The following is a 23681-nucleotide window of genomic DNA, read 5'->3' on the forward strand; positions in this document are numbered from 1 at the left end:
CTTGAACGTAGGGAACGAACGCGTTAGCCCGGCGACAACATTATGCTGCAGGACGGACGGATGGCACGCTCCAAGATCGCCCTCATCGGCTCGGGACAGATCGGCGGAACCCTCGCCCACCTTGCCGGGCTCAAGGAGCTCGGCGACGTCGTCCTGTTCGACATCGCCGAGGGGACGCCCCAGGGCAAGGCCCTCGACATCCTCCAGTCCTCGCCCGTGGACGGGTTCGACGCGACGCTCACCGGCACCAACGACTACGCGGACATCGCCGGCGCCGACGTCGTCATCGTGACGGCCGGCGTGCCGCGCAAGCCCGGCATGAGCCGCGACGACCTCATCGGCACGAACCTCAAGGTCATGAAGGCGGTGGGCGAGGGGATCAGCACCCACGCGGCGGACGCCTTCGTCATCTGCATCACCAACCCGCTCGATGCGATGGTGTGGGCGCTGCAGAAGTTCTCCGGCCTGCCCGAGCACAAGGTGGTGGGGATGGCCGGCGTCCTCGACTCGGCGCGCTTCCGCACCTTCCTCGCGCAGGAGTTCGACGTGTCGGTGGAGGACGTCACCGCCTTCGTGCTCGGCGGCCACGGCGACTCTATGGTGCCGCTCACGCGCTACTCGACGGTGGCCGGCATTCCGCTGCCCGACCTCGTGTCCATGGGCTGGACGACGCAGCAGCGGCTCGACGAGATCGTCCAGCGCACCCGCGACGGCGGTGCCGAGATCGTCGGACTGCTCAAGACCGGCTCGGCGTTCTACGCGCCCGCGGCCTCGGCGATCCAGATGGCCGAGGCGTTCCTGCGCGACAAGAAGCGCGTCCTGCCGGCTGCTGCGCACCTGTCCGGTCAGTTCGGCGTGGACGACCTCTACGTCGGCGTCCCGGTCGTCATCGGCGCTGGCGGGGTGGAGCGGATCGTCGAGATCGAGCTCCAGGGCGAGGAGCGTTCCATGTTCGAGAGCTCCGTGCAGGCGGTGCGCGGGCTGCTCGACGCGTGCAAGTCCATCGATGCGAGCCTCGCCTAGGCGGCTCGCGCTCGCCGCCGTCCTCGCCATCGCCGTCGCCTCGTCCGATGGGTCCGTCGCGCTTGGCGCGGAGCCCGTGTGGTTCGTTCGCGACGACGCGGCCGGGCCGGGCGCACGCTGGGGCATCCCGCAGACCGATGCGGTGGGCCTCGAGGTGACGTGCCGCGGTGGCCGGGTCATCGTGCGCCCGGCGCTGTTCGCCATGGAGGAGCCCGCCCAGCCTCCTGACGTCCGCTTCACCGTCGACGGCGAGGACTTCGTGCGTGATGCGTCCCTCGCGTTCGTCGAGCGCGACGCCGCCTGGCAGGCCGCTGCGGAGGTCGAACCGGACGATCCGCTGGTCGACGCCATGCGGCGCGGCTCGCAGCTCACCTACGACTTCGCCCCGCCGCTGCGCGAGGGCGACGCCTTCACCATCTCGCTGTCGGGCTCCGCCAAGGCCATCGACGCCGTCCTCAGCTCGTGCTGACCGTGGTGGGCCAGGTCCCGCGGAGGCGGACGCGCGCTCGGACGTGGACCGGGCCGACAGTTCTGCTAAGTCCACCCGCGACCGCCGACCGTGTCGACCGCGAGGAGCCACCCATGAACATCCACGAGTACCAGGCCAAGGAGCTCCTGAAGTCGTTCGGGGCGCCGGTGGCGGACGGCGTCGCCATCACCTCGGCGGACGAGGCTGCCGACGCGGCGCAGACGCTGCCCGGGCCGCTCTACGTGGTGAAGAGCCAGATCCACGCCGGCGGACGCGGCAAGGGCAAGTTCAGGGAGCTGGGCGCCGACGCCAAGGGTGGCGTGCGCCTCGCGAGGTCGGTGGAGGAGGTCGAGGCACACGCCCGCGAGATGCTCGGCCACACGCTGGTGACCAACCAGACGGGGCCGGCCGGCAAGCAGGTCAACCGGCTCTACATCGAGGACGGCGCCGACATCGCGCGCGAGCTCTATCTGTCGATCCTCGTCGATCGCGCCAAGGGCGGCGTCGCGTTCGTCGTCTCCACCGAGGGTGGCATGGACATCGAGGCGGTCGCCCACGACACGCCCGACAAGATCGTGACGGTCAACATCGACGCGGCGGCCGGCGTCACCGACCCCGACGTCGCCAAGCTGCAGGACGCGCTCGGCCTCGAGGAGCCAGCACGCGGCGAGATGGCGACGCTCGCCCGCCAGCTCTACGAGGCGTTCACCCAGAAGGACATGAGCCTCCTCGAGATCAACCCGCTCATCGTCATGCAGAGCGGGCACCTGCGCGTCCTCGACGCGAAGGTCTCGTTCGACGGCAACGCGCTGTTCCGCCACGACGACATCGTCGCCCTGCGCGACCTCAGCGAGGAGGACGACAAGGAGATCGAGGCGTCGAAGTACGACCTCGCCTACGTCGCCCTCGACGGCAACATCGGCTGCATGGTGAACGGCGCCGGGCTGGCGATGGCCACGATGGACATCATCAAGCTGTACGGCGCCGAGCCCGCCAACTTCCTCGACGTCGGCGGCGGCGCCTCCAAGGAGAAGGTGGCAGCAGCGTTCAAGATCATCACCGCGGACCCCAACGTGCAGGGCATCCTGGTGAACATCTTCGGCGGGATCATGCGCTGCGACGTCATCGCTGAGGGCGTCGTGGCGGCGGTGAAGGAGGTGGGCCTCAAGGTGCCGCTGGTGGTGCGCCTCGAGGGCACCAACGTCGACCAGGGCAAGGCGATCCTCAACGAGAGCGGGCTCGACATCACCTCGGCCGACGACCTCGACGACGCGGCGCAGAAGATCGTCGCTTCGGTGGCAAGCTGAAGGACCGAAACAGGACGAAGAGGGGGAGCCGAACATGGTTAGGACAACGACGATCGCCATTATTCTCATGATGGCGAGCGGGGCCTCGCAGGCCGAGATCGTCGGCGAGGCGCACCGCTACAGCGTCGGCGGCACGGAGTTCGAGGGCTACGTGGCGCGCAACACCAACGCCGAGCCGCGCGGCACAGTCCTCATCGTGCACGACTGGGACGGGTTGACGGACTACGAGCGGCGTCGGGCCGACATGCTGGCGGCGGCCGGCTACACCGCCTTCGCCATCGACGTCTACGGGGCGGAGGACCGGCCCCAGTCGCCGGACGAGAACCGCGAGTTCGCAGGGCGGCTCTACGGCGACCGCGAGCTGTTCCGCGCGCGGCTGCTCGGCTCGCTGGAGGAGGCTTCGAACCTTGAGGGCGCCACCGACGACAAGGTGATGATGGGCTACTGCTTCGGTGGCGCCGGCGTGCTCGAGGCGGCCCGGGCCGGGGCGGATGCTGCCGGCTTCGTGAGCTTCCACGGCGGGCTCGGCACGCCCGAGGGGCAGGACTACAGCGCGGCGAGCGGGCCGATCCTGCTCCTGCACGGGTCGGCCGACCCGGTGTCCGGCATGCCTGAGCTTGCTGTTGCCATCGAGGCCATGCGCAACGACGGCGCCGAACACGACGCGCGCGTCTTCGGCGGCGCGCGCCACTCGTTCACCGTGTTCGGCTCCGGCGACTACGACCTCGAGGCCGACCGCGCGTCATGGGACGCGCTGACCGAGTTCCTCGACGCCCGCTTCTAACTGCGCACGCTGGCGCCCGGTCGTCGATGCCCTAGCTCATCGCCCCTCGCCACGGGAGGGACGATGATGGCGTTTGCGGAGCGCGAGACGGTCAAGTGGAGCTGGGGCAAGGGCACCGCGACAGGGACGATCAAAGAAGCTCTACACGCGCAAGACGACGCGGAAGATCAAGGGCGAACAGATCACCAGGAACGGATCGAAGGACTGCCCCGCCTACTACATCGAGCAGGACGACGGCGACGCCGTCCTCAAGCTGCACTCGGAGGTCGACAAGGCTTGACGATCGTGGTGCGCGCTCGCGTCCGCCGGCCGGGCGCCGCGGTTGAGGTCGCCGCGCGTTTGCTCTAGCCAACCTTCGACCGGCGTGTCCGCGCCTTCGCCATCCCCGAGCCGAGAGACCCCATGTCCATCCTCGTCGACAAGAGCACGAAGGTCATCGTCCAGGGGCTGACCGGCCGCACCGGCACCTTCCACACCGAGCAGGCGCTCGCCTACCACGACACGCAGATGGTCGCCGGCGTCCATCCCAAGAAGGGCGGCGACACCTGGACCGGCGCCAGCGGCAGCGCCAAGCCGCTGCCGATCTTCGCCACGGTGGCCGAGGCGAAGGAGGCGACGGGCGCCACCGCCTCGGTGGTCTATGTGCCGCCCGCGGGAGCGGGCGCTGCGATCCTCGAGGCGATCGAGGCGGAGGTCCCGCTCATCATCTGCATCACCGAGGGCATCCCGGTGATGGACATGGTGAAGGTGAAGGCGGCGCTCGACCGGTCCTCCTCGCGGCTTCTCGGCCCCAACTGCCCGGGCGTCCTGACGCCGCTCGAGTGCAAGATCGGCATCATGCCCGGCTCGATCTTCCAGGATGGCTCGGTGGGGATCGTGTCGCGCTCCGGCACGCTGACCTACGAGGCGGTGTTCCAGACGACCGCGGAGGGGCTCGGCCAGACGACGGCGGTCGGGATCGGCGGCGACCCGGTCAAGGGCACCGAGTTCATCGACATGCTGGAGATGTTCCTCGCCGACGACGAGACGACGTCGATCATCATGATCGGTGAGATCGGTGGCTCGGCCGAGGAGGACGCCGCGCATTTCATCGCCGATGAAGCCAAGCGGGGGCGCAAGAAGCCCATGGTCGGCTTCATCGCTGGCCGCACCGCGCCGCCGGGCCGCACCATGGGCCACGCCGGTGCCGTCATCTCCGGCGGCAAGGGCGGCGCGGAGGACAAGATCGCCGCCATGGAGGCGGCCGGCATCCGCGTGTCGCCCTCGCCGGCGCAGCTCGGCAAGACCCTCGCCGAGGTTCTGCGGGGCTGACCGCCGCCGCCGACGCCGGTCGGCCTCCTTCGGCCGAAAACACGCTGGCAGGAGACGCTGAACCTCGTCCCTGCCCGGGGCTTGCTCGGTGCGTCGGCACAGGCGGCGAAACCCGGACCATCGCCACGGCGTTGTCCGCGCATGATGGACCGGCCTGAAACGACGGAAGGCGGTGACGCGCCGCGCTCGCTGAGCAGCATCCTCGACCGGGTCGAGGATGCGGACCGCGACGGCAAGGTGTCGATCAACGATGTGTTGGGCGCGTTCTCCGACACATCGACGGGGGTGCTCGTCACGTTGCTCGGCCTGCTCGCGGCGCTGCCGATCATCGGCGCCATCCCCGGCATCTCGATGACCGTTTCGGCGCTCATCCTCATCGCGGTGGGCCGTGCGGCCCTCGGACGGCATGGCGCGTTCCATGTGCCCGGGCGGCTCGGCCGCGTCGCCGTCGCCCAGGAGCGGTTCAAGAAGGGGGTGGAGCGCGGGCGATGGCTCACCGACAAGGTCGATGCCCTCGTGCGCCAGCGGCTCACCCTCCTCACCGATGGCGCGCTGGCCCGAGCCCTCATCCTCGTCTCGGTCTGCGTGCTGTCCGTGACGATGGTCCCACTCGCGTTCGTGCCCTGGGGGGTCACCGCACCGGCCTTCGGCATCGTCGCCTTCGGGGTCGCGCTCATCGCAGGCGACGGCCTCTTCGCCGCCTTCGGCTACGGGATGATCGCGGCCACCGTCGGGACCTTCCTTTGGGTCGTCTGATCGGAGGCTGGCGCCTCGAAGGCTGGCGTCCCCCGTCCATGCTGTTGTCGCGTAGGTGGATGTACATCGCGCTCCGGAACGGCGGACGAGGGGCGCCGGTTGAGCGTGCGACATGCACGGCGACAACCTGATGAGGGCCCGCACGGTGGCCGACCCGTATGACCTCGCACGCTTCGTCACGGCGCAGGAGGGGGACTTCGAGCGCGCGTGTGCCGAGCTCGAGGCCGGCGCGAAGCGCACGCACTGGATGTGGTACGTCTTCCCGCAGCTGCAGGGGCTCGGCCGCAGCGCGATGGCCGAGCGCTACGCCATCGCGGACGTCGGCGAGGCTCGAGCCTACCTCAACCATCCCGTGTTGGGTCCCCGGCTGCGCACCGCCGTCGAGGCCGCCATGCGCTCGTCGGAGCGTGACCCAAGCCGCCTGTTCGGCAGCCCCGACGACTTGAAGTTCCGCTCCTCGCTGACGCTGTTCGCCGCGGCGGACCCTACCGAGACGGTGTTCGAGGACGCGCTGACGGCGTTCTACGGCGGCGAGGCTGACGGCGACACGCTGGAGCGGCTCGGGCTGCCGCGCAAACCACCTCGCAGGTCGCGCCGGTTCAGTTCGCCGCGACGTGACGCCCGCGCTCACGGGTGCGGGGGGCAGGTCGCGCTGGACGGTTCAGTTCGCCGCGAGAAAGGCTTAGGTTAGGGCGTAGAGTTCAACCGACGGATCCGCCATGTCCCGGCAAAGTGCCAACGCCGCGTTCCTCAACTCCTCCTTCCTCTACGGCGGCAACGCCGAGTACCTGGAGCGGCTCTACGCCCGCTACCAGGACGATCCGTCCTCGGTGGATGCTGGCTGGCAGGCCTTCTTCGCCGACCTGAAGGACGATCGGCACGCCGTCGAGGTGGAGGCGCACGGCCCCCGCTGGGCGCGGACGGACTGGCCGGTGCCCATGAACGGGGAGCTTGTCTCCGCCCTCGACGGCGACTGGGGAGCGATCGAGGCGCGCGTCGAGACCAAGGTGAAGGAGAAGGCGCAGCAGGCCGGCGCCGAGCTCACCCAGTCCGACGTCCGGCGTGCAACCCGGGACTCGGTGCGCGCCATCATGATGATCCGCGCCTACAGGATGCGCGGGCACTACCACGCCAAGCTCGATCCCCTCGGCATCGCGGGGATGAAGGACGAGGAGCTCTCGCCCGGCGCGTACGGCTTCAGCGAGGGCGACTTCGATCGGCCGATCTTCATCGACAACGTGCTCGGCCTCGAGGTCGCCACCGTGCGCCAGATGGTCGACATCCTCATCCGCACGTACTGCTCGACGATGGGCGTCGAGTTCATGCACATCTCGGACGGCTACGAGAAGCTCTGGATCCAGGAGCGCATCGAGGGGCCGGACAAGGGCGTCGGCTTCACGCTGGAGGGTCGCAAGGCGATCCTCAACAAGCTCGTGGAGGCGGAGGGGTTCGAGAAGTTCCTCGGCCTCAAGTACACCGGGACGAAGCGCTTCGGCATCGACGGCGCCGAGGCGGTGATCCCCGCGCTCGAGCAGATCATCAAGCGCGGCGGCAACCTCGGCGTCGAGGACATCGCCATCGGCATGGCCCACCGCGGCCGGCTCAACATCCTCGCCCAGGTCATGGGCAAGCCGCTCCGGGCGATCTTCCACGAGTTCAAGGGCGGCTCCTGGAAGCCAGACGACGTGGAGGGGTCGGGCGACGTCAAGTACCACCTCGGCGCCTCATCCGACCGCGAGTTCGACGGCAACTCCGTCCACCTGTCGCTTACCGCGAACCCGTCGCACCTCGAGATCGTCGACCCCGTGGTGCTCGGCAAGGTGCGCGCCAAGCAGGACCAGCTCGCGGACATGGACCGCACCAAGGTGCTGCCGCTCCTCCTGCACGGCGACGCAGCGTTCGCCGGGCAAGGCGTTGTAGCCGAGTGCTTCGGGCTGTCCGGCCTCAAGGGCCATCGCACCGGCGGCTCGATCCACGTGATCGTCAACAACCAGATCGGCTTCACGACGAACCCGCACTTCTCGCGTTCGTCGCCCTACCCGTCGGACGTCGCCAAGATGATCGAGGCGCCGATCTTCCACGTCAACGGCGACGACCCGGAGGCGGTGGTCTACGCGGCGAAGGTTGCGACGGAGTTCCGCCAGAAGTTCCACAAGCCCGTCGTCATCGACATGTTCTGCTACCGCCGCTTCGGTCACAACGAGAGCGACGAGCCGGGCTTCACCCAGCCCATCATGTACAAGACCATCCGCGAGCATCCGACGACCCTCGAGATCTATGGTCGACGCCTCGTGGATGAGGGGGTCCTCAGCGCCGACGAGGTCGAGGCGCGCAAGGCCGAGTGGCGGCAGCACCTCGAGGAGGAGTTCGAGGCCAGCGAGGCGTTCCTGCCGAACAAGGCGGACTGGCTGGATGGCCGCTGGTCGTCCATCAAGCCCGGCGAGAACGCCGAGGACCCGCGGCGCGGGTCGACGGGCGTCGACGTCGACACGTTGAAGGACATCGGCCGGCGCCTCACCTCGGTCCCCGAGGGGTTCCACCTTCACCGCACCATCGGCCGCTTCCTCGACAACCGCCGAAAGATGATGGAGGCGGGCAAGGGCATCGACTGGGCGACCGCCGAGTCGCTCGCCTGCGCGACCCTCCTGCGCGAGGGCTATCCGGTGCGCCTGTCCGGGCAGGACGTCGAGCGCGGCACGTTCTCCCAGCGGCACTCGGTGCTCTACGACCAGGAGAATGAAAATCGCTACATCCCGCTCAACCACGTCGCGGACGAGGGCGCGGAGCAGAGCCGCTACGAAGTCATCAACTCGATGCTGTCCGAGGAGGCGGTGCTCGGCTTCGAGTACGGCTACTCCCTCGCCGAGCCCGATGCGCTCGTCTGCTGGGAGGCGCAGTTCGGCGACTTCGCCAACGGGGCGCAGGTGGTCATCGACCAGTTCATCTCCTCGGGCGAGAGGAAGTGGCTGCGGATGACCGGGCTCGTGCTTCTGCTGCCGCACGGCTACGAGGGACAGGGGCCAGAGCACTCCTCGGCGCGGCTCGAGCGCTTCCTGCAGATGTGCGCGGAGGACAACATGCAAGTGGCGAACTGCTCGACCCCGGCGAACTACTTTCACATCCTGCGCCGGCAGCTGCGTCGCGACCTGCGCAAGCCGCTCATCCTGATGACGCCGAAGTCGTTGCTGCGCCACAAGCGCTGTGTGTCGACGCTGGACGACATGGGGGCGGACTCCTGCTTCCACCGCATCCTGCTGGACGATGCCGAGGTCGGGCGGACCGGCGACTTCGCGCTCGCCAAGGACGGCGAGGTCCGCCGCGTCGTCGTGTGCTCGGGCAAGGTGTACTACGACCTCCTTGAGGCGCGCGAGGAGCGCGATGCCAGCGACGTCTACCTGCTGCGCCTCGAGCAGCTCTACCCGTTCCCGGCGAGGTCCATGACCAACGAGCTGAAGCGCTTCCCGAACGCCGAGCTCGTGTGGTGCCAGGAGGAGCCGGCCAACATGGGCGGATGGACGTTCGTGCAGCCCTACCTCGACTGGTGCCTCGGTCAAGCCAAGCTGGCGAACGCGCGTCCGCGCTACGTGGGTCGCCCCGCCGCGGCCTCGCCTGCGACCGGGCTCGCTCGGCGCCACCAGCAGCAGCTCGAGGCGATGATGGAACTGGTGTTCGCCTGACCCTGAGCGGCGCGGCGGCGCGCCTTGCCAGCGTCCGACGATCGGTCCACAGATGGGGCGATGCAGCGGCCCCATTCGCCGTCGCCCCGCCGCGCGAGCCCTGACGACGACAGTTTTTGCAGCCACACACAGAGCACCATGACCGACATCCGCGTGCCCAACCTCGGTGAGAGCGTCACCGAAGCGACCATCGCCCAGTGGTACAAGTCGGAGGGCGACACCGTGGCGGCGGACGAGCCTCTGGTGGAGCTCGAGACCGACAAGGTGACCGTGGAGGTTCCGGCGCCTGCCGCGGGCACGCTGTCGGAGATCGCGGCAAAGGACGGTGAGACCGTCGAAGTCGGGGCGTTGCTCGGGCAGATCGCCGAGGGCGCCGGGGCGTCGGCCAGCGGTGCGGCCGGGTCCGGTGGGGCGTCGTCGTCCAGCGAGGGCGCTCAGCAGGGCAAGGTCGAGGATCCGCAGGGCGGTCAGCACGCCGGAGCCGGTGCGGAGGCGGCCGAGCGGGAGGGGTCGACGGCCAACGCGCCGCCCTCCGGCGGCAATGGCGCGGCCCCTACCGGGGCCACCGCGTCGTCGGACGCGTCCGCGAGCGGCGGCGGCGCGGCGACGGAGGTCCGGGTCCCCTCGCTCGGGGAGAGCGTCACAGAGGCGACGGTGGCGCGCATCCTGAAGTCCGAGGGCGAGGCGGTGAGCGCCGACGAGCCGCTCGTCGAGCTCGAGACCGACAAGGTTTCCGTGGAGGTGCCGGCACCCTCGGCCGGCACCGTGGCGAGCCTCGCCGTCAAGGAGGGCGACACCGTGGAGGTCGGCGGCCTCCTCGGCACGATCTCGGGCGGAGCCGCGCCGTCCGCCGGCGGCGGCGAGCGTCCCTCGGGCGACCAGCCCGCGCGCGCCGAGCAGCCCAAGCGCAAGGACACCGAACGCCACGGCTCGGCCGAGCGCGAGCAGGCCCGCGCCGCAGGCCGCCAGGGCGACATGCCGCCCGCCCCCTCCGCGCGCAAGGCGATGGCCGACGCCGGGCTCTCGCAGGATGACGTCGCCGGCACCGGGCGCCGCGGGCAGATCCTCAAGGAGGACGTGCTGAAGGCCATCGAGGGCGGGGTCACCGCACCGCCCTCCGCGCCGAGCGAGGCGCCGGCGCAACGCGAGGCCCGCGCCCCGTCCGCCGACGCGGACCGCGAGGAGCGCGTGACCATGACGCGCCTGCGCCGGACCATCGCCAAGCGGCTGAAGGACGCGCAGAACACCGCGGCGATGCTGACGACGTTCAACGACGTCGACATGTCCGCCGTGATGCAGCTGCGCAAGGAGTACAAGGACACCTTCGAGAAGAAGCACGGCGTCAAGCTTGGCTTCATGGGGTTCTTCGCCAAGGCTTGCGTCCAGGCGCTGCGCGACGTCCCTGCGGTGAACGCCGAGATCGACGGCAACGACCTCGTCTACAAGAACTACTATCACCTCGGCATCGCGGTGGGCACGGACAAGGGCCTCGTGGTACCCGTGGTGCGCGACGCCGACCGGCTGTCCTTCGCCGAGATCGAGAAGACCATCACCGACTTCGGCCGCCGCGCCCGCGACGGGCAGCTGAAGCTCGAGGAGATGCAGGGCGGGACGTTCACCATCACCAACGGCGGGATCTACGGTTCGCTGATGTCGACGCCGATCCTCAACGCGCCGCAGTCGGGCATCTTGGGCATGCACAGGATCGAGCAGCGCCCCGTCGCCACCGACGGCAAGGTGGAGGTCCGCCCGATGATGTACCTCGCGGTGAGCTACGATCACCGGGTCGTCGACGGGAAGGAGGCAGTGACCTTCCTCGTGCGCATCAAGGAGGCCGTCGAGGACCCCCAGCGGCTCCTCCTCGACCTCTGAGCGGCGCGCGCTGCGCGAGCCTGGCGCCCTGGAGGCCTTGGTGGCGGCGACTGAACTCAGGACGAGGCCTTCTCGCCCGGCTCATTGTGGCGAACGCGCGCCCGCGGAGCTGCAGCCGAACGAGCGGCTCGTGTTCATGCACATGCCCAAGTGTGCCGGGACGTCGCTGCACGAGCTCCTCAAGGCGAGCTTTGCGCCGGACGACGTGTGCCCCCATCGGCACGACGTCCTGCCCCAGCAGCCGTTGCAGGCGATGCGCCGGTGGCGCTACTTCGGCGGCCACTTCTCCAAGTACGGCATCGACGCGGTGCCGGGACCCAAGCGCGTCGTCACCGTGCTGCGCGAGCCGCGCCGTCGCATCCTGTCGCTGTACTACTTCTGGCGCTCGCACCGGCCCGAGATGATCGAGCGCGGCAACCTGGCAGGGCCGCGCCATGCCCGGGCGCTGGGGCTCGTCGACTTCCTCAACTGTCACGCGCCTGAGGTGGTGGTCAGCGTCCGCAACTACATGGTGCGCGCCATGCTGGGACCGCTGCGGCTGGACGGGGCCGAGGGCTTCAGGCTCAACGAGCGCCAGTACGCGGTGGAGACCGCGCTCGCCAACCTGTCGCGCTTCACCTACGTCGCGTTCGACGACACGCTGGGTGAGGACGCGCAGGCCATGACGGCGATGCTGGGGCTCAACGGTGGCGCCGAGTTGGGTCGGCTCAACACGTTCGAGACGCTCACCGCCTCCGACGCCTTCGAGCGCATCGAGCGCGAGGAGCCGAGCGGGGAGGCCTTGGCGGCGCTCGACAGGCTGACCCGCCTCGACCGACTGTTCTACGAGCGCGCGCGCACCCTGCGTCACACGCTTCGCTGCCCCTACCCCCTCTGAGCCGCGAAGGAGACCCCGTTGCCGATCGAACTCCTGTGCGTCGGCCTTGCCGGCGTCCTTCTCCTCGTGCAGATCATGGTCGCCGCGGCGCCGCGAGCGATGGCATCCGGCCTATCCTGGGCGGCGAGCCCGCGCGACACGCCTGCCGCGCCGGTCTCCTCCCGAGCGCAGCGGGCCGACCGCGCGCTGCGCAACATGGGCGAGACGTTCCCCGTGTTCGCCGCCGCCGCGATCGCGGTGGTGGTCGCGGACGCCACGACGCCGACCACTGCGATCGGCGCCCAGCTCTACCTCGCCGGCCGCGTGGTTTACGTTCCGACTTACCTCTTCCACGTCCCACTGGTCCGGTCGCTCATCTGGGCCGCCGCCATGCTCGGCCTCGTCCTCGTCCTGACGCCGTTCGTCTCGGCGCTCTTCGGCTGACGCGCGACGCCCTCCGAGCCTTGAAGTGCGGCCCCGCCCGGGGCACCTGTGCCTCGTCCTTCCTGACAAGCGGAGCGCGCGATGGCGGCCTACGACGTGACGGTGATCGGCAGTGGGCCGGGGGGCTACGTCGCCGCCATCCGGGCCGCCCAGCTCGGCCTCAAGACGGCGGTCGTGGAGAAGTGGCCGACCTTCGGCGGCACCTGCCTCAACATCGGCTGCATCCCGTCGAAGGCGCTGCTGCACGCCTCCGAGATGTACGAGGAGGCAAACCACGGGTTCGCCGAGATGGGGATCGGTGTCGATCCGAAGCTCGACGTCCCCAAGATGCTGGCGTTCAAGGACGAGGGCGTCGCCGGCAACGTCAAGGGCGTCGACTTCCTGTTCAAGAAGAACAAGATCGACACCTACCGAGGGACCGGATCGCTCGCCGGGCCGAACAAGGTGCGCGTGACGCCGGACGATGGCGAGCCGCAGGAGATCGAGACCAAGAACGTCATCATCGCCACGGGCTCCGACATCGTCCGTCTGCCGAACATCGAGATCGACGAGGAGCGCGTGGTCTCCTCCACCGGTGCGCTCGACCTTAAGGAGGTGCCGCGCCGCATGGTGCTCGTCGGCGGTGGGGTCATCGGCCTCGAGCTCGGCTCGGTGTGGCGACGGCTCGGCTCGGAGGTGACGGTGGTCGAGTTCCTGGACCGGATCATCCCCACCGAGGACGGCGAGATCTCCAAGCAGTTCCAGCGCATCCTCGGCAAGCAGGGGATGACGTTCAAGCTGCGCTCGAAGGTCACCGGCGTCGACACCTCCGGCAACGCCCTCAAGGTGACGGTGGAGCCCGCCGACGGCGGCGAGGCGGAGGTGCTCGAGGCGGACGTGGTCCTCGTCGCCATCGGCCGGCGTCCCTACACCGAGGGGCTGGGCCTCGACGAGGTCGGCGTCGACTTGGACGACAAGGGTCGCATCAAGACCGATGACCACTTCCGCACCAGCGTTGCCGGCGTCTATGCCATCGGCGACGTCATCGCCGGACCGATGCTGGCGCACAAGGCGGAGGACGAGGGCGTCGCGTGCGCCGAGATCATCGCCGGCGAGGCAGGGCACGTGAACTACGGCGCCATCCCGAACGTCGTCTATACCTACCCGGAGGTGGCCTCCGTCGGCCGCACCGAGGAGGCGTTGAAGGCGGACGGGGTCGACTACAAGGTCGGCAAGTTCCCGTTCACCGCCAACGGCCGTGCCAAGGTGAACCGCACCACCGACGGCTTCGTGAAGGTCCTCGCCGACGCCACGACCGACCGCGTGCTCGGCGTCCACATGATCGGCCCGGACGCCGGGACGATGATCGCCGAGGTCACGCTGGGCATGGAGTTCGGCGCCGCCGCCGAGGACATCGCGCGCACATGCCATGCGCACCCGACGCTGTCGGAGGGCGTCAAGGAGGCGGCGCTGGCCGTCGCAGGTCGCGCCATCCACATGTGAGGCCTTCGGCGAGAGCTGCTATCGGGCGAGCCTTGTCCGACGCGGCTTGCGCATCACGGTGCGTGGCTCGTGGAGCGACGCTCGGCGGGATCCTGACGCGAGCCCGCCGAGGACGATGCCGATCCCCAGCGCGGCGATGAGGAGGAGGTAGAGCGGCGCCTCCACCGTGTGCTGCGCGGCACGGAACGGGTCCAAGTGCAGCGGCACGATCTGCCGGTTGGCAACGGCGAGGACGATGCCGGCCCCCGCGACGACGATCAGGAGGACCGTGCCGAGCGCCCGACGCATCGGACCGGAAGCGCTACTCGGCCGCGTGCTTGGCGACGCGCTCGTCCTCGAGGGCATCGGAAAGGTCGTCGTCGGCGAAGGGGAGGGAGGCGGACGCCACGGCTTCGGAGGAGTTGATGCGGTCACGCATCTCCTTGCCGGTGCGAAAGAACGGAGCGGCCTTCTGCGCCACGTCCACCGGCTCTCCGGTGCGAGGGTTGCGGCCCACGCGGGCGTCGCGGACGCGCACGGAGAACGCTCCAAACCCCCGCATCTCGACGCGGTCGCGGTCACGCATCGCACTGGCGATCTCATCCAGGAAAACATTCACGACTGTGTCGACGTCGCGCTGGAACATGTGCGGGTTCTTGAGCTGCAGACGCGTGACAAGTTCGGACTTAATCATTTTTCTTCACCTTTATGTCCGACGAAAATGAAGCGTGCCAAACGGACCATAGACCGTCAACCGAGCCGACGGGGCGAAGTGGCGGCAATGACATGCCGATTGCGGCGAAAATGCGGTCAAGGACGTGGTCAGCCATCCTTGCAGTAAACGGCAGGTCGGCGCCGCTTCGCGCCTTGTAGGTTCGCACCGGTAGCCCGCGAGGAACGTTCCGCTCCTCAACCAGCCAGGCGATGGCCTGGTCCTCCCCGCCCAACGCGTCGATCAGCCTCGCCTCGAGCGCCTGGTGGCCGGTGAAGATGCGTCCATCGGCAAGCCGCCGCGCCTCCGGCTCGGGAATGTCGCGACGCTCCACGACGAGGGACAAGAACCAGGCGTAGGTGTCGTTCACGACGCCCTGCAGCATGTCGATGGCGGCGGGATCGACCGGCTCGAACGGGTTCGGCTCCGCCTTCAGCGGACCCGTGTCGACCTTGGTGACGGTGATGCCGAGGTCGTCGAGGAGCTCGTTGATCTGGCCGAACTGGATGAGCACGCCGATCGAGCCTGTCAGGCTGGTGCGATGGGCGACGATGTGGTCGCTCGCGAGCGCCGTCATGTACGCCGCCGAGGCGCCGAGCGTGTTGATGTGGGCGACGACTGGCTTCCTTGCGGCGAGGTCGCGCAGCGCGTCGTAGAGCCGCTCGCCCCCCACCGTGGTGCCGCCGGGAGAGTCGATGGCGACGAGGATGCCGGCAACGCCGTCGTCCTCGCCGAGCCGCTCGATGAGCTGCACCAGCGGCCGGTCCGACACGATGGCGCCGTTGATGGGCAGCCGCGCCACGTGCGGCGCGGTGGGCCGCACGAGCGTGAGGACGGCGACGGCGACGGCACCGAGGACGAGGAGGAAGGCGAGCGCTCGCCAGAACGCGATCCGTCTGGTCTGCCGCCTGCGGTCCAGTAGCGTGTCGACGTCGAGCGCCATCCGAGCCCCCGTGTGCGAAGCCCAGACAATCTAGCACCTTAGTTCATGTCGGAGGAGTTCCGTTTTGCGCCAGAACGTCGCCGACGAGGTAGAGCGAGCCGCCGATGAGGATGCGGGGAGGCGGCTCGAAGCGCCAGGTCTCCGATAGGAGCCGCAGCGCCGTCCTGACCGAGCCCACCGGCTCGGCCGAGAGGTCCGCATCCTGCGCCGCGTCGGCGAGCGCGGCTGCCTCGATGGCCGCGTCGTTGCCCGGGACGCGCACGGTGAAGACGTGCCGCACGAGGCCGGCGAACGCCCGGAAGTAGGCCGCCGGGTCCTTGGTGGACAGCATTCCGGCAATCAGGAACAGCGGGCGCGGCACGCGCTCCTCGAGGTCGGCCAGCGCCGCGGCCACGACCTCGCCGGCGTCCGCGTTGTGTCCCCCGTCGAGCCACAGCTCGCAGTCCGGCGGTGCGGCGGCGACGATCCTCCCGCGGGTGAGCCGCTGCATCCGGCCGGGCCAGTCCACCGCCGTCATGCCGGCCTCGATGGACGAGGGCGCGGCGACGAGGTCGGTGACGCGGGCGGCGGCGATGGCGACCCCTGCGTTGGTGAGTTGGTGACGCCCTGGCAGCCGCGGCAACGGCAGGTCGAGGAGGCCGCCCTCATCCTCGAACACGAGACGGCCGTTCTCATGCCCGATGGTCCAGTCCATCCCGCCGAGGTGGAGCGGCGCTCGCGCTCGGGCGGCCTGCCGCTCGATGACGGCGCTGGCGTCGCCCTTCTGCGGTGCGCTGACCACGGGGACGCCGGACTTGATGATGCCGGCCTTCTCCACCGCGATCTCCGCCAGCGTCGGCCCGAGGAAGCCGACGTGGTCGATGCCGATGCTCGTCAGCACCGATGCAGCCGGGCGTGCGACGACGTTGGTGGCGTCGAGCCGTCCACCGAGGCCGGTCTCGAGCACGAGCACGTCGGCCGGCCGCTCGGCGAACAGGACGAAGGCGGCGGCGGTGGTGATCTCGAAGAAGGTGATGGGCTCGCCGCCGTTCACCGCCTCGACGCGTTCCAAGACCTCGGTCAGCGCCTCGTCGGCGACCAGCGTCCCGCCGCCGGGCGCGGCGAGGCGGATGCGCTCATTGAAGCGCACGAGGTGCGGCGAGGTGTAGACGTGGACGGCCTTGCCGTCCGCCTCCAGCATCGCCCGCAGCATGGCGCACACGGACCCCTTGCCGTTGGTCCCAGCGATGTGGACGACCGTCGGCAGCCGCGCCTCAGGGTGGCCGAGCGCGTCGAGGAGCCGCTCGAGCCGGTTCAGCGACAGGTCGATGCGCTTGGGATGGAGCGCCGCCATGCGCTCCAAGAGCCGGCTCGTCGCGCTCATCACGGTCAAGAGGAGACCGGCTCCTCCTGCGCGGCCGGGGACGCCACGACCTCGTCCGCGGCACCGGGCGCCGGGTCGCTTGCCGCCTCAGGAAGCTCCTCGACGGCGGGCGCAGGCCGGTGGGTGAGCACGCGCAGGAGCCGCGCGAGCGTTGGCCGCAGCTCGTGGCGGTGCACCACCATGTCCACCATGCCATGGTCGTAGAGGTACTCGGCGCGCTGGAAGCCCTCGGGGAGCGTCTCGCGGATCGTCTGCTCGATCACACGCGGCCCCGCGAAACCGATGAGCGCGCCGGGCTCGGCGATGTGGACGTCGCCCAGCATCGCGTAGGACGCGGTGACGCCACCGGTGGTCGGGTTGGTCAGCACCACGACGTAGGGCAGGCCCGCCTCGCGTAGGCCGATGATCGCCGCCGTGGTCCGCGGCATCTGCATCAGCGAAAGGATGCCCTCCTGCATCCGGGCGCCGCCGGACGCTGCGAACAGGACGTAGGGCGTGCCCTCCGCGCGTGCGGTCTGCGCGCCGGTGACGATCGCCTCGCCCGCCGCCATGCCGAGCGAGCCCCCCATGAAGCCGAAGTCCTGCACCGCGACGACGACCGGCAGCGTCTCGATGGTGCCCTTGGCGAGCGTTACCGCGTCCTCGCGGCCGGTCTTGGCGCGGGCGTCGCGCAGCCGGTCCTGGTAGCGCCGCTCGTCGCGGAACTTCAACGGATCGTGCGGCACCGTCGGCAGCGGCAGCGTCTCGTAAAGGCCGGCGTCGAACAGGCTGGCGAGCCGGTCTGGCACCGGCATGCGCATGTGGAAGCCCGAGCCCGGCACGACCCAGCCGTTCTGCTCGAGGTCGCGATGGAAGACCATCTCGCCCGTCTCGGGGCACTTGATCCATAGGTTGTTGGGCGTGTCGCGCTTGGTCCAGAAGGAGGAGATCTTCGGCCGGACGACGGAGGAGATCCAGTTCATGCGACGACCCTCGCGGTCCTGACGCCCTCGGCGAGGCTCCCGACGAAGGCCCGCACGGCCTCCGCCGCCTCCTGCGGCGACGCCTTGGAGATGGTGTCGACGATCGCCGATCCCACCACCACCGCGTCCGCGACCGCCGCGATCTCGGCGGCCTGCTCGGGCGTCTTGACCCCGAAGCCGACGGCGATGGGGAGCGCCGTCGCTGCGCGCAGCCGCTCCACGGCGTGGGCGACGTCGCCCGCGGCGGCGCTCCTCGTCCCCGTGATGCCGGCGATCGCGACGTAGTACAGGAAGCCGGAGGTGTTCGCGAGCACGGCAGGCAGGCGGCGCGCGTCCGTGGTGGGCGTCGCAAGGCGGATGAAGTCGAGGCCGGCCTCGCGGGCGGGGACGCACAGCTCGTCGTCCTCCTCCGGCGGCAGGTCGACGACGATGAGGCCATCGACGCCGGCCTCGCGCGCCCCGTCGAGGAAGCGGTCGACGCCGTGCCGCCAGATCGGGTTGTAGTAGCCCATGAGGACGATGGGCGTCGCGTCGTCGCCCGCCCGGAAGCGCCGCACGAGGTCGAGCGTGACGGCGAGCGACCCTCCTGCGGCGAGCGCCCGGCGCGCCGCGGCCTGGATCGCCGGCCCGTCCGCCATGGGGTCGGTGAACGGCATGCCGAGCTCGATGACGTCCGCCCCCGCCCCCGGCAGCGCCGCGAGGATCGCCTCCGACGTCGCGATGTCGGGGTCGGCCGCCATCACGTAGGTGACGAGCCCGGCGCGGCCATCGCGGCGCAGCGCGGCGAACCGATCGCCAAGGCGGCTCATGCCGGCGGCCTCGCGTCAGTTCGCACGGTGCCGCGCGCCGCGTGAGTCGAGCGCCTTCGCCACGGTGTGGACGTCCTTGTCGCCGCGGCCGCACAGGTTCATGAGCACGATGGCGTCGCGCGCCATGCGCGGCGCGACGTCGGCGACGTGGGCGAGGGCGTGGGCCGGCTCCAGCGCGGGGAGGATGCCCTCGGTGCGGGCGAGGAGCTGGAACGCGTCGAGCGCCGCCTCGTCGCCCACGGGCACGTAGCTGACGCGGCCGGTCTCCTTCAGCCACGCGTGCTCCGGGCCGATGCCGGGGTAGTCGAGGCCCGCGGAGATCGAGTGGCCCTCGAGGATCTGCCCGTCGTCGTCCTGAAGCAGGTAGGTGCGGTTGCCGTGAAGGACCCCGGGCGCGCCGGCGGTCAGCGAGGCGCAGTGCTTGGTGCCGGACAGGCCCTCGCCGGCCGCCTCGACGCCGGTGATCGCGACGTCCGGATCGTCAAGGAAGGGGTGGAACAGGCCGATGGCGTTGGAGCCTCCGCCGACGGCCGCCACCAGCAGGTCGGGCAGGCGACCCGTCATCTCCTGGACCTGCGCCCGCGCCTCGGTGCCGATGACGGACTGGAAGTCGCGCACCATCGCCGGGTAGGGGTGCGGGCCCGCCGCCGTCCCGATGAGGTAGTACGTGTCCTCGACGTTGGCGACCCAGTCCCGCAGGGCCTCGTTCATCGCGTCCTTCAACGTGCCTGCCCCGGCCGTCACCGGGATGACCTCGGCGCCGAGGAGCTTCATGCGGAACACGTTGGGTGCCTGACGCTCCACGTCCTTGGCGCCCATGTAGACGACGCACGGCAGGCCGAAGCGGGCGCACACGGTGGCGGTCGCGACGCCGTGTTGGCCCGCGCCGGTCTCGGCGATGATGCGCGTCTTGCCCATGCGGCGGGCGAGCAGGATCTGGCCGACGCAGTTGTTGATCTTGTGGCTGCCGGTGTGGTTGAGCTCGTCGCGCTTCATGTAGATGCGGGCGCCGCCGAGCTCCCCGGTCAGCCGCTCCGCGAAGTACAGCGGAGACGGACGGCCGACGTAGCCCCGGCCGAGCTCGGCGAGCTCGGCGGCGAACGCCGGGTCCTGCCGCGCCTCGCCCCACGCGGCCTCGAGGTCGAGGATGAGGGGCATCAGCGTCTCGGCGACGAAGCGGCCGCCGAAGATGCCGAAGCGGCCGCGCTCGTCCGGCCCGCTGCGGTAGGTGTTGGGGCGTTCGCTCACGATCTACCCATCGACCCCGGTTGGTGTGGCTGCCGCAATGGCCTCGCCCTCGCGCCGCACGCTGGCGATGAACTCATGGGCGAAGTCGGACTTGTCGTCGCCCCGCAGGCACGTCGCGGATCGGACGATGATCCAGCCGTTCCCGAAGATCGTGTTCGCCGGCAGCAACGGCTTGTAGCGCCCGACCCCGGCCAAGTCGACGGTGGGCCAGGAGCGCGCGCCGAACTGCTCGGACCGCGGCTCGACCTCGACCCTTGCACGGGCCGGATCGCAGGGGCGCACACCAGCAGAAGCGGGAAGGTCAGACAGCCTCGAGCGCCCATTCGCTTCCTCCCGCGGTCTCGCCCTTCGCGCGCGCGACGAAGGCCGCGATCAGTCGAGGGTCCTTGCGGCCGTGCGCCTCGACGCCGGACGAGACGTCCACCGCGTAGGGGCGCCTTGCACGGACGGCCTCGCCGACGTTCTGCGGCGTCAGCCCCCCGGACAGCATGTAGTGCGACGGCGCCGCGTCGAGGATGCTCCAGTCGAAGGGGACGCCGTGTCCGCCCGGGCGGTCGGCCCCCTTCGGCGGTCGTGCATCGAACACGGCGAGCGCGTCATAGGATGCGCTCGCTGCAAGGTCGCTTCGGCTCGCGACGCCGAGAGCCTTCGCGATCGGCAGGCCGTACCGCGCGGCGAGCTCGCTGCCGCGCTCCGGCGTCTCTGAGCCGTGGAGCTGCAGCGCGCCGGGCTGCACCTGGTGGACAAAGGCGTCGAGCGTCGCGTCGTCCGCGTCGACGACGAGGGCGACGACGAGCGCCGACCCGGCCGCCGACGCGACGTGCGCCGCAGCCGCCACATCGAGGTGGCGTGGGCTGTGCGGGAAGTGGACCACGCCGATCATGTCGGCCCCGGCCACGTCGGCGGCCGCGGCGTGGGCGGGCTCGCAGATGCCGCAGACCTTCACGTATGGCACGGCGCGTCGGGGCGGCCAGCCGGCGGGCGGGAAGCCGCTCACGATCGCGAAGCGAGCATGCTGGGCGCCTCCGACTCCACCTTCTCCTCGATGATCTCGCGGCGCTCCTCCGCGCGCAGCTCGTCCAGCTTGGGCATCGAGACGATGTTGAAGCCCGAATCCACGTAGTGCACCTCGCCGGTGACCCCCGAGGCGTAGTTCGACAACAGGTACGCGGCCGAGCGGCCGATCTCGTCGATGGCGACGGTGCGCTCGAGCGGCGAGTGCTTGCGCTGGTAGTTGAACATCAGCCGCGCGTCGGTGACCCCGGCGCCCGCGAGGGTGCGCACCGGACCGGCGGAGATCGCGTTGACGCGGACGCCCGCAGCGCCGAAGTCCGCCGCGAGGTAGCGCACGGACGCCTCGAGCGCCGCCTTGGCGACCCCCATGACGTTGTAGTTCGGCATGACCTTCACCGAACCGCCGTAGGTCAGCGTGAGCATCGCGCCACTGGGTCCCATCAACGACGCGGCACGGCGCGCCGCCTCGGTGAACGAGAAGCAGGAGATCACCATCGTGCGGACGAAGTTGTCCCGCGTGGTGTCCGCGTAGCGGCCCTTCAGCTCGTTCCTGTCGGAGAACGCGACGGCGTGGACGAAGAAGTCGATGGTCCCGAACGCCCGTGCAGCGGCGTCGAAGACGCGGTCCACCGAGGCAGGGTCCTCGACGTCGCACTGCTCGAGGAAGGCGGCCTCGACCTTGTCGGCGAGGGGGCGCACGCGGCGGCCGAACTGGTCGTTCTGATAGGTGAGGCCGATCTGCGCGCCCTCGGCGGCGAGCGCCTGGGTGATGCCCCACGCGATGGAGTGATCGTTGGCAACGCCCATGACGACGCCGCGGCGGCCGACCATGAGGCCTTGCGGCTCACCCGTCATAGCGCGCGATCACGAGCGACGCGTTGGTGCCGCCGAAGCCGAAGCCGTTGGACAGGACGGTCTCGAGCATCGCGTCGTCGCGGCGTTCGCGAACGATCGGCAAGTCGTCGAACACCGGGTCCAGCTCGTCGATGTGCGCGGAGGCGGCAATGAAGCCGGACCGCATCATGAGGAGCGAGTAGATCGCCTCGTGCACCCCCGCCGCGCCAAGCGAGTGCCCCGAAAGGCTCTTGGTGGCGGAGATCGGAGGCACGCGCTCGCCGAACACCTGCCTGATGGCCTGCATCTCCTTCTCATCGCCGATGGGCGTCGAGGTGGCGTGCGGGTTGATGTAGTCGATCGTCCGCTCGCCGCAGTCGGCCAGCGCGAGGCGCATGCAGCGTGCGGCGCCCTCGCCGTTGGGCTGCACCATGTCGTGCCCGTCGGAGGTGGCGGCGTAGCCGATGACCTCGCCGACGATGTTGGCGCCGCGGGCCCGCGCGTGCTCGAGCTCCTCCATCACGAGGACGCCCGCGCCCCCTGCGATGACGAAGCCGTCGCGGCCCTTGTCGAACGCGCGGGAGGCGACCTCGGGCGTGTCGTTGTAGTGCGTCGACATCGCGCCCATGGCGTCGAACAGGACCGACAGCGTCCAGTCGAGCTCCTCGCAGCCGCCGGCGAACACGACGTCCTGCTTGCCGAGCTGGATCTGCTCGGTGGCGTTGCCGATGCAGATGTTGGTGGTCGCACAGGCTGCGGAGATCGAGTAGTTGACGCCCTTGATCTTGAAGTGCGTCCCGAGCGTCGCCGAGGCGGTGGAGCACATCGCCTTCGGCACCGCGAACGGACCGACGCGCTTGGCACCCTTCTCGCGCGCGGTGTCGGCGGCATCGACGATGGCGCGGGTGGAGGGACCGCCCGACCCCATGACGAGGCCCGTGCGCTCGTTGGAGACCTCGTGCGGCTCGAGCCCGGAGTCGCGAATGGCCTGATCCATCGCCATGTGGTTCCACGCCGTGCCGCCGCCGTGGAAGCGCATGGCACGTCGGTCGACGGCCTCGGCGGCGTCCGCCGACGGCGCCCCGTGGACCTGGCAGCGCAGGCCGTGCTGCACGTAGTCCTCGGCACGCACGATCCCGGAGCGGCCCTCGCGCAACGATGCCGTCACCTCCTGCGTGGAGCCGCCGAGGGGGGACACGATGCCCATTCCAGTGATGACCACCCGTCTCATGCGCGCTCCTTCACTTCGCGGGCGGGACGGCGCATCCCGGCGCGTGCGCCGCTGGACGTCTCATCCGCCGGCAGCCTGCGCCGCGTCCTTGAACAGTCCGACCCGCAGGTCCTCGGCCTTGTAGATGGCTTCGCCGTCCGCCTTCAACCAGCCGTCGCCGATGCCGAGCGTCAGCTTGGTACGCATGACACGCTTCAGGTCGATGCCGTACTCGACCCGCTTCACCGTAGGCAGCACCTGCCCCGCGAGGCGGATCGCCCCGACGCCGATCGCCCGCCCGCGACCCTCGCCGCCCACCCAGCCCAGGAAGAAGCCCAGCATCTGCCACAGCGCGTCGAGGCCGAGGCAGCCGGGCATCACGGGATCACCGCGGAAGTGACAGGCGAAGAACCAAAGGTCCTCCCGCACGTCGAGTTCGGCGCGGATCTCGCCCTTGCCGTGGGCACCGCCGTCCTCGGCGATGTGGCTGATCCGGTCGAACATCAGCATCGGCGGCAGCGGGAGCTGGGGGTTGCCCGCGCCGAACAGCTCGCCCCGACCGCACGCGAGAAGGTCCTCGTACTCGTACCGCGACCGCGTCGTTTGCCTCATCGTCTGCGCTCGTC

General features: G+C 70.1%; 25 protein-coding genes. 13 read left to right on the forward strand and 12 right to left on the reverse strand.

From position 1 onward, the window contains the following. Positions 1-60 precede the first annotated feature (60 nt). The 13 genes from mdh to lpdA all read left to right on the forward strand — a co-directional run bounded on the left by mdh (position 61) and on the right by lpdA (position 13981). Complete coding sequence (gene mdh, locus ACOOE8_RS10535) at positions 61-1023, forward strand: malate dehydrogenase (protein WP_420391435.1); 963 nt, start codon at positions 61-63, stop codon at positions 1021-1023. Further along, the gene (locus ACOOE8_RS10540; protein ID WP_420391436.1) at positions 1007-1492 is read left to right on the forward strand and encodes an invasion associated locus B family protein; all 486 of its coding nucleotides are present in this window, start codon (positions 1007-1009) and stop codon (positions 1490-1492) included. The genes mdh and ACOOE8_RS10540 overlap by 17 nt, the downstream gene beginning before the upstream one ends. Before the next feature lie 113 nt (positions 1493-1605). Then, positions 1606-2799 carry an ADP-forming succinate--CoA ligase subunit beta gene (gene sucC, locus ACOOE8_RS10545; protein WP_420391437.1) on the forward strand — a complete coding sequence of 398 codons (1194 nt, stop codon included), beginning with the start codon at positions 1606-1608 and terminating at the stop codon, positions 2797-2799. Between the two features lie 34 nt (positions 2800-2833). After that, positions 2834-3583, forward strand: a complete 750-nt coding sequence (locus ACOOE8_RS10550; protein ID WP_420391438.1) for a dienelactone hydrolase family protein — start codon at positions 2834-2836, stop codon at positions 3581-3583. 73 nt (positions 3584-3656) lie between these two features. Then, positions 3657-3863, forward strand: coding sequence for an HVA1 family protein (locus ACOOE8_RS10555; RefSeq protein ID WP_420391439.1), 207 nt, complete (start codon positions 3657-3659; stop codon positions 3861-3863). 122 nt (positions 3864-3985) lie between these two features. Then, entirely contained in the window at positions 3986-4894 is a 909-nt protein-coding gene (gene sucD / locus ACOOE8_RS10560; protein ID WP_420391440.1) for a succinate--CoA ligase subunit alpha, read from the forward strand. 141 nt (positions 4895-5035) lie between these two features. Next, positions 5036-5650, forward strand: a complete 615-nt coding sequence (locus tag ACOOE8_RS10565; RefSeq protein ID WP_420391441.1) for an exopolysaccharide biosynthesis protein — start codon at positions 5036-5038, stop codon at positions 5648-5650. 130 nt (positions 5651-5780) lie between these two features. After that, positions 5781-6341 carry a DUF1810 domain-containing protein gene (locus ACOOE8_RS10570; RefSeq protein WP_420391442.1) on the forward strand — a complete coding sequence of 187 codons (561 nt, stop codon included), beginning with the start codon at positions 5781-5783 and terminating at the stop codon, positions 6339-6341. A gap of 28 nt (positions 6342-6369) precedes the next feature. Further along, a complete protein-coding gene (locus ACOOE8_RS10575; protein WP_420391443.1) occupies positions 6370-9327 on the forward strand; it encodes a 2-oxoglutarate dehydrogenase E1 component in 2958 nt (985 codons plus the stop codon). A 138-nt stretch (positions 9328-9465) separates the two neighbouring features. Next, complete coding sequence (gene odhB / locus ACOOE8_RS10580) at positions 9466-11199, forward strand: 2-oxoglutarate dehydrogenase complex dihydrolipoyllysine-residue succinyltransferase (RefSeq protein ID WP_420391444.1); 1734 nt, start codon at positions 9466-9468, stop codon at positions 11197-11199. Positions 11200-11341: 142 nt separating this feature from the next. Continuing rightward, the gene (locus ACOOE8_RS10585; protein ID WP_420391445.1) at positions 11342-12076 is read left to right on the forward strand and encodes a hypothetical protein; all 735 of its coding nucleotides are present in this window, start codon (positions 11342-11344) and stop codon (positions 12074-12076) included. A gap of 18 nt (positions 12077-12094) precedes the next feature. Then, entirely contained in the window at positions 12095-12499 is a 405-nt protein-coding gene (locus tag ACOOE8_RS10590; RefSeq protein WP_420391446.1) for an MAPEG family protein, read from the forward strand. Positions 12500-12580: 81 nt separating this feature from the next. Continuing rightward, complete coding sequence (gene lpdA / locus ACOOE8_RS10595) at positions 12581-13981, forward strand: dihydrolipoyl dehydrogenase (protein WP_420391447.1); 1401 nt, start codon at positions 12581-12583, stop codon at positions 13979-13981. Between the two features lie 18 nt (positions 13982-13999). Here the strand turns inward: lpdA and ACOOE8_RS10600 are convergent, their stop codons facing one another. From ACOOE8_RS10600 to fabA, 12 genes are all read right to left on the reverse strand, one after another. Beyond that, positions 14000-14269 carry a LapA family protein gene (locus ACOOE8_RS10600; RefSeq protein WP_420391448.1) on the reverse strand — a complete coding sequence of 90 codons (270 nt, stop codon included), beginning with the start codon at positions 14267-14269 and terminating at the stop codon, positions 14000-14002. 13 nt (positions 14270-14282) lie between these two features. After that, complete coding sequence (locus ACOOE8_RS10605) at positions 14283-14654, reverse strand: integration host factor subunit beta (RefSeq protein WP_420391449.1); 372 nt, start codon at positions 14652-14654, stop codon at positions 14283-14285. Then, complete coding sequence (gene sppA / locus ACOOE8_RS10610; protein ID WP_420391450.1) at positions 14647-15615, reverse strand: signal peptide peptidase SppA; 969 nt, start codon at positions 15613-15615, stop codon at positions 14647-14649. Before sppA ends, ACOOE8_RS10605 begins: the two co-directional genes overlap by 8 nt. Positions 15616-15658: 43 nt before the next feature. Then, the gene (locus tag ACOOE8_RS10615) at positions 15659-16978 is read right to left on the reverse strand and encodes a bifunctional folylpolyglutamate synthase/dihydrofolate synthase (RefSeq protein WP_420394681.1); all 1320 of its coding nucleotides are present in this window, start codon (positions 16976-16978) and stop codon (positions 15659-15661) included. Between the two features lie 5 nt (positions 16979-16983). Continuing rightward, complete coding sequence (gene accD, locus ACOOE8_RS10620; protein WP_420391451.1) at positions 16984-17940, reverse strand: acetyl-CoA carboxylase, carboxyltransferase subunit beta; 957 nt, start codon at positions 17938-17940, stop codon at positions 16984-16986. Further along, complete coding sequence (trpA, locus tag ACOOE8_RS10625) at positions 17937-18749, reverse strand: tryptophan synthase subunit alpha (protein ID WP_420391452.1); 813 nt, start codon at positions 18747-18749, stop codon at positions 17937-17939. Before trpA ends, accD begins: the two co-directional genes overlap by 4 nt. 15 nt (positions 18750-18764) lie before the next feature. Then, positions 18765-19997: a tryptophan synthase subunit beta gene (gene trpB / locus ACOOE8_RS10630; protein ID WP_420391453.1), complete on the reverse strand. Its 1233-nt coding sequence runs from the start codon at positions 19995-19997 to the stop codon at positions 18765-18767. A gap of 3 nt (positions 19998-20000) precedes the next feature. Continuing rightward, a complete protein-coding gene (locus tag ACOOE8_RS10635; RefSeq protein ID WP_420391454.1) occupies positions 20001-20192 on the reverse strand; it encodes a hypothetical protein in 192 nt (63 codons plus the stop codon). Between the two features lie 106 nt (positions 20193-20298). Next, positions 20299-20952 carry a phosphoribosylanthranilate isomerase gene (locus ACOOE8_RS10640; RefSeq protein ID WP_420391455.1) on the reverse strand — a complete coding sequence of 218 codons (654 nt, stop codon included), beginning with the start codon at positions 20950-20952 and terminating at the stop codon, positions 20299-20301. A 38-nt stretch (positions 20953-20990) separates the two neighbouring features. Then, a complete protein-coding gene (gene fabI / locus ACOOE8_RS10645; protein WP_420391456.1) occupies positions 20991-21842 on the reverse strand; it encodes an enoyl-ACP reductase FabI in 852 nt (283 codons plus the stop codon). Positions 21843-21855: 13 nt separating this feature from the next. Then, positions 21856-23076: a beta-ketoacyl-ACP synthase I gene (gene fabB, locus ACOOE8_RS10650; protein ID WP_420391457.1), complete on the reverse strand. Its 1221-nt coding sequence runs from the start codon at positions 23074-23076 to the stop codon at positions 21856-21858. A 60-nt stretch (positions 23077-23136) separates the two neighbouring features. Continuing rightward, positions 23137-23667, reverse strand: a complete 531-nt coding sequence (gene fabA, locus ACOOE8_RS10655; protein ID WP_420391458.1) for a bifunctional 3-hydroxydecanoyl-ACP dehydratase/trans-2-decenoyl-ACP isomerase — start codon at positions 23665-23667, stop codon at positions 23137-23139. Positions 23668-23681 lie beyond the last annotated feature (14 nt).

Source organism: Acuticoccus sp., from assembly GCF_965213555.1.
Classification (GTDB): domain Bacteria; phylum Pseudomonadota; class Alphaproteobacteria; order Rhizobiales; family Amorphaceae; genus Acuticoccus.

Coding starts and splice junctions, on each gene's coding strand:
- mdh (WP_420391435.1), top strand. CDS start 61: ATGGCACGCTCCAAGATCGCCCTCATCGGCTCGGGACAGATCGGCGGA.
- ACOOE8_RS10540 (WP_420391436.1), top strand. CDS start 1,007: ATGCGAGCCTCGCCTAGGCGGCTCGCGCTCGCCGCCGTCCTCGCCATC.
- sucC (WP_420391437.1), top strand. CDS start 1,606: ATGAACATCCACGAGTACCAGGCCAAGGAGCTCCTGAAGTCGTTCGGG.
- ACOOE8_RS10550 (WP_420391438.1), top strand. CDS start 2,834: ATGGTTAGGACAACGACGATCGCCATTATTCTCATGATGGCGAGCGGG.
- sucD (WP_420391440.1), top strand. CDS start 3,986: ATGTCCATCCTCGTCGACAAGAGCACGAAGGTCATCGTCCAGGGGCTG.
- ACOOE8_RS10565 (WP_420391441.1), top strand. CDS start 5,036: ATGATGGACCGGCCTGAAACGACGGAAGGCGGTGACGCGCCGCGCTCG.
- ACOOE8_RS10570 (WP_420391442.1), top strand. CDS start 5,781: ATGAGGGCCCGCACGGTGGCCGACCCGTATGACCTCGCACGCTTCGTC.
- ACOOE8_RS10575 (WP_420391443.1), top strand. CDS start 6,370: ATGTCCCGGCAAAGTGCCAACGCCGCGTTCCTCAACTCCTCCTTCCTC.
- odhB (WP_420391444.1), top strand. CDS start 9,466: ATGACCGACATCCGCGTGCCCAACCTCGGTGAGAGCGTCACCGAAGCG.
- ACOOE8_RS10585 (WP_420391445.1), top strand. CDS start 11,342: ATGCCCAAGTGTGCCGGGACGTCGCTGCACGAGCTCCTCAAGGCGAGC.
- lpdA (WP_420391447.1), top strand. CDS start 12,581: ATGGCGGCCTACGACGTGACGGTGATCGGCAGTGGGCCGGGGGGCTAC.
- ACOOE8_RS10600 (WP_420391448.1), bottom strand. CDS start 14,269: ATGCGTCGGGCGCTCGGCACGGTCCTCCTGATCGTCGTCGCGGGGGCC.
- ACOOE8_RS10605 (WP_420391449.1), bottom strand. CDS start 14,654: ATGATTAAGTCCGAACTTGTCACGCGTCTGCAGCTCAAGAACCCGCAC.
- sppA (WP_420391450.1), bottom strand. CDS start 15,615: ATGGCGCTCGACGTCGACACGCTACTGGACCGCAGGCGGCAGACCAGA.
- ACOOE8_RS10615 (WP_420394681.1), bottom strand. CDS start 16,978: ATGAGCGCGACGAGCCGGCTCTTGGAGCGCATGGCGGCGCTCCATCCC.
- accD (WP_420391451.1), bottom strand. CDS start 17,940: ATGAACTGGATCTCCTCCGTCGTCCGGCCGAAGATCTCCTCCTTCTGG.
- trpA (WP_420391452.1), bottom strand. CDS start 18,749: ATGAGCCGCCTTGGCGATCGGTTCGCCGCGCTGCGCCGCGATGGCCGC.
- fabI (WP_420391456.1), bottom strand. CDS start 21,842: ATGGTCGGCCGCCGCGGCGTCGTCATGGGCGTTGCCAACGATCACTCC.
- fabB (WP_420391457.1), bottom strand. CDS start 23,076: ATGAGACGGGTGGTCATCACTGGAATGGGCATCGTGTCCCCCCTCGGC.
- fabA (WP_420391458.1), bottom strand. CDS start 23,667: ATGAGGCAAACGACGCGGTCGCGGTACGAGTACGAGGACCTTCTCGCG.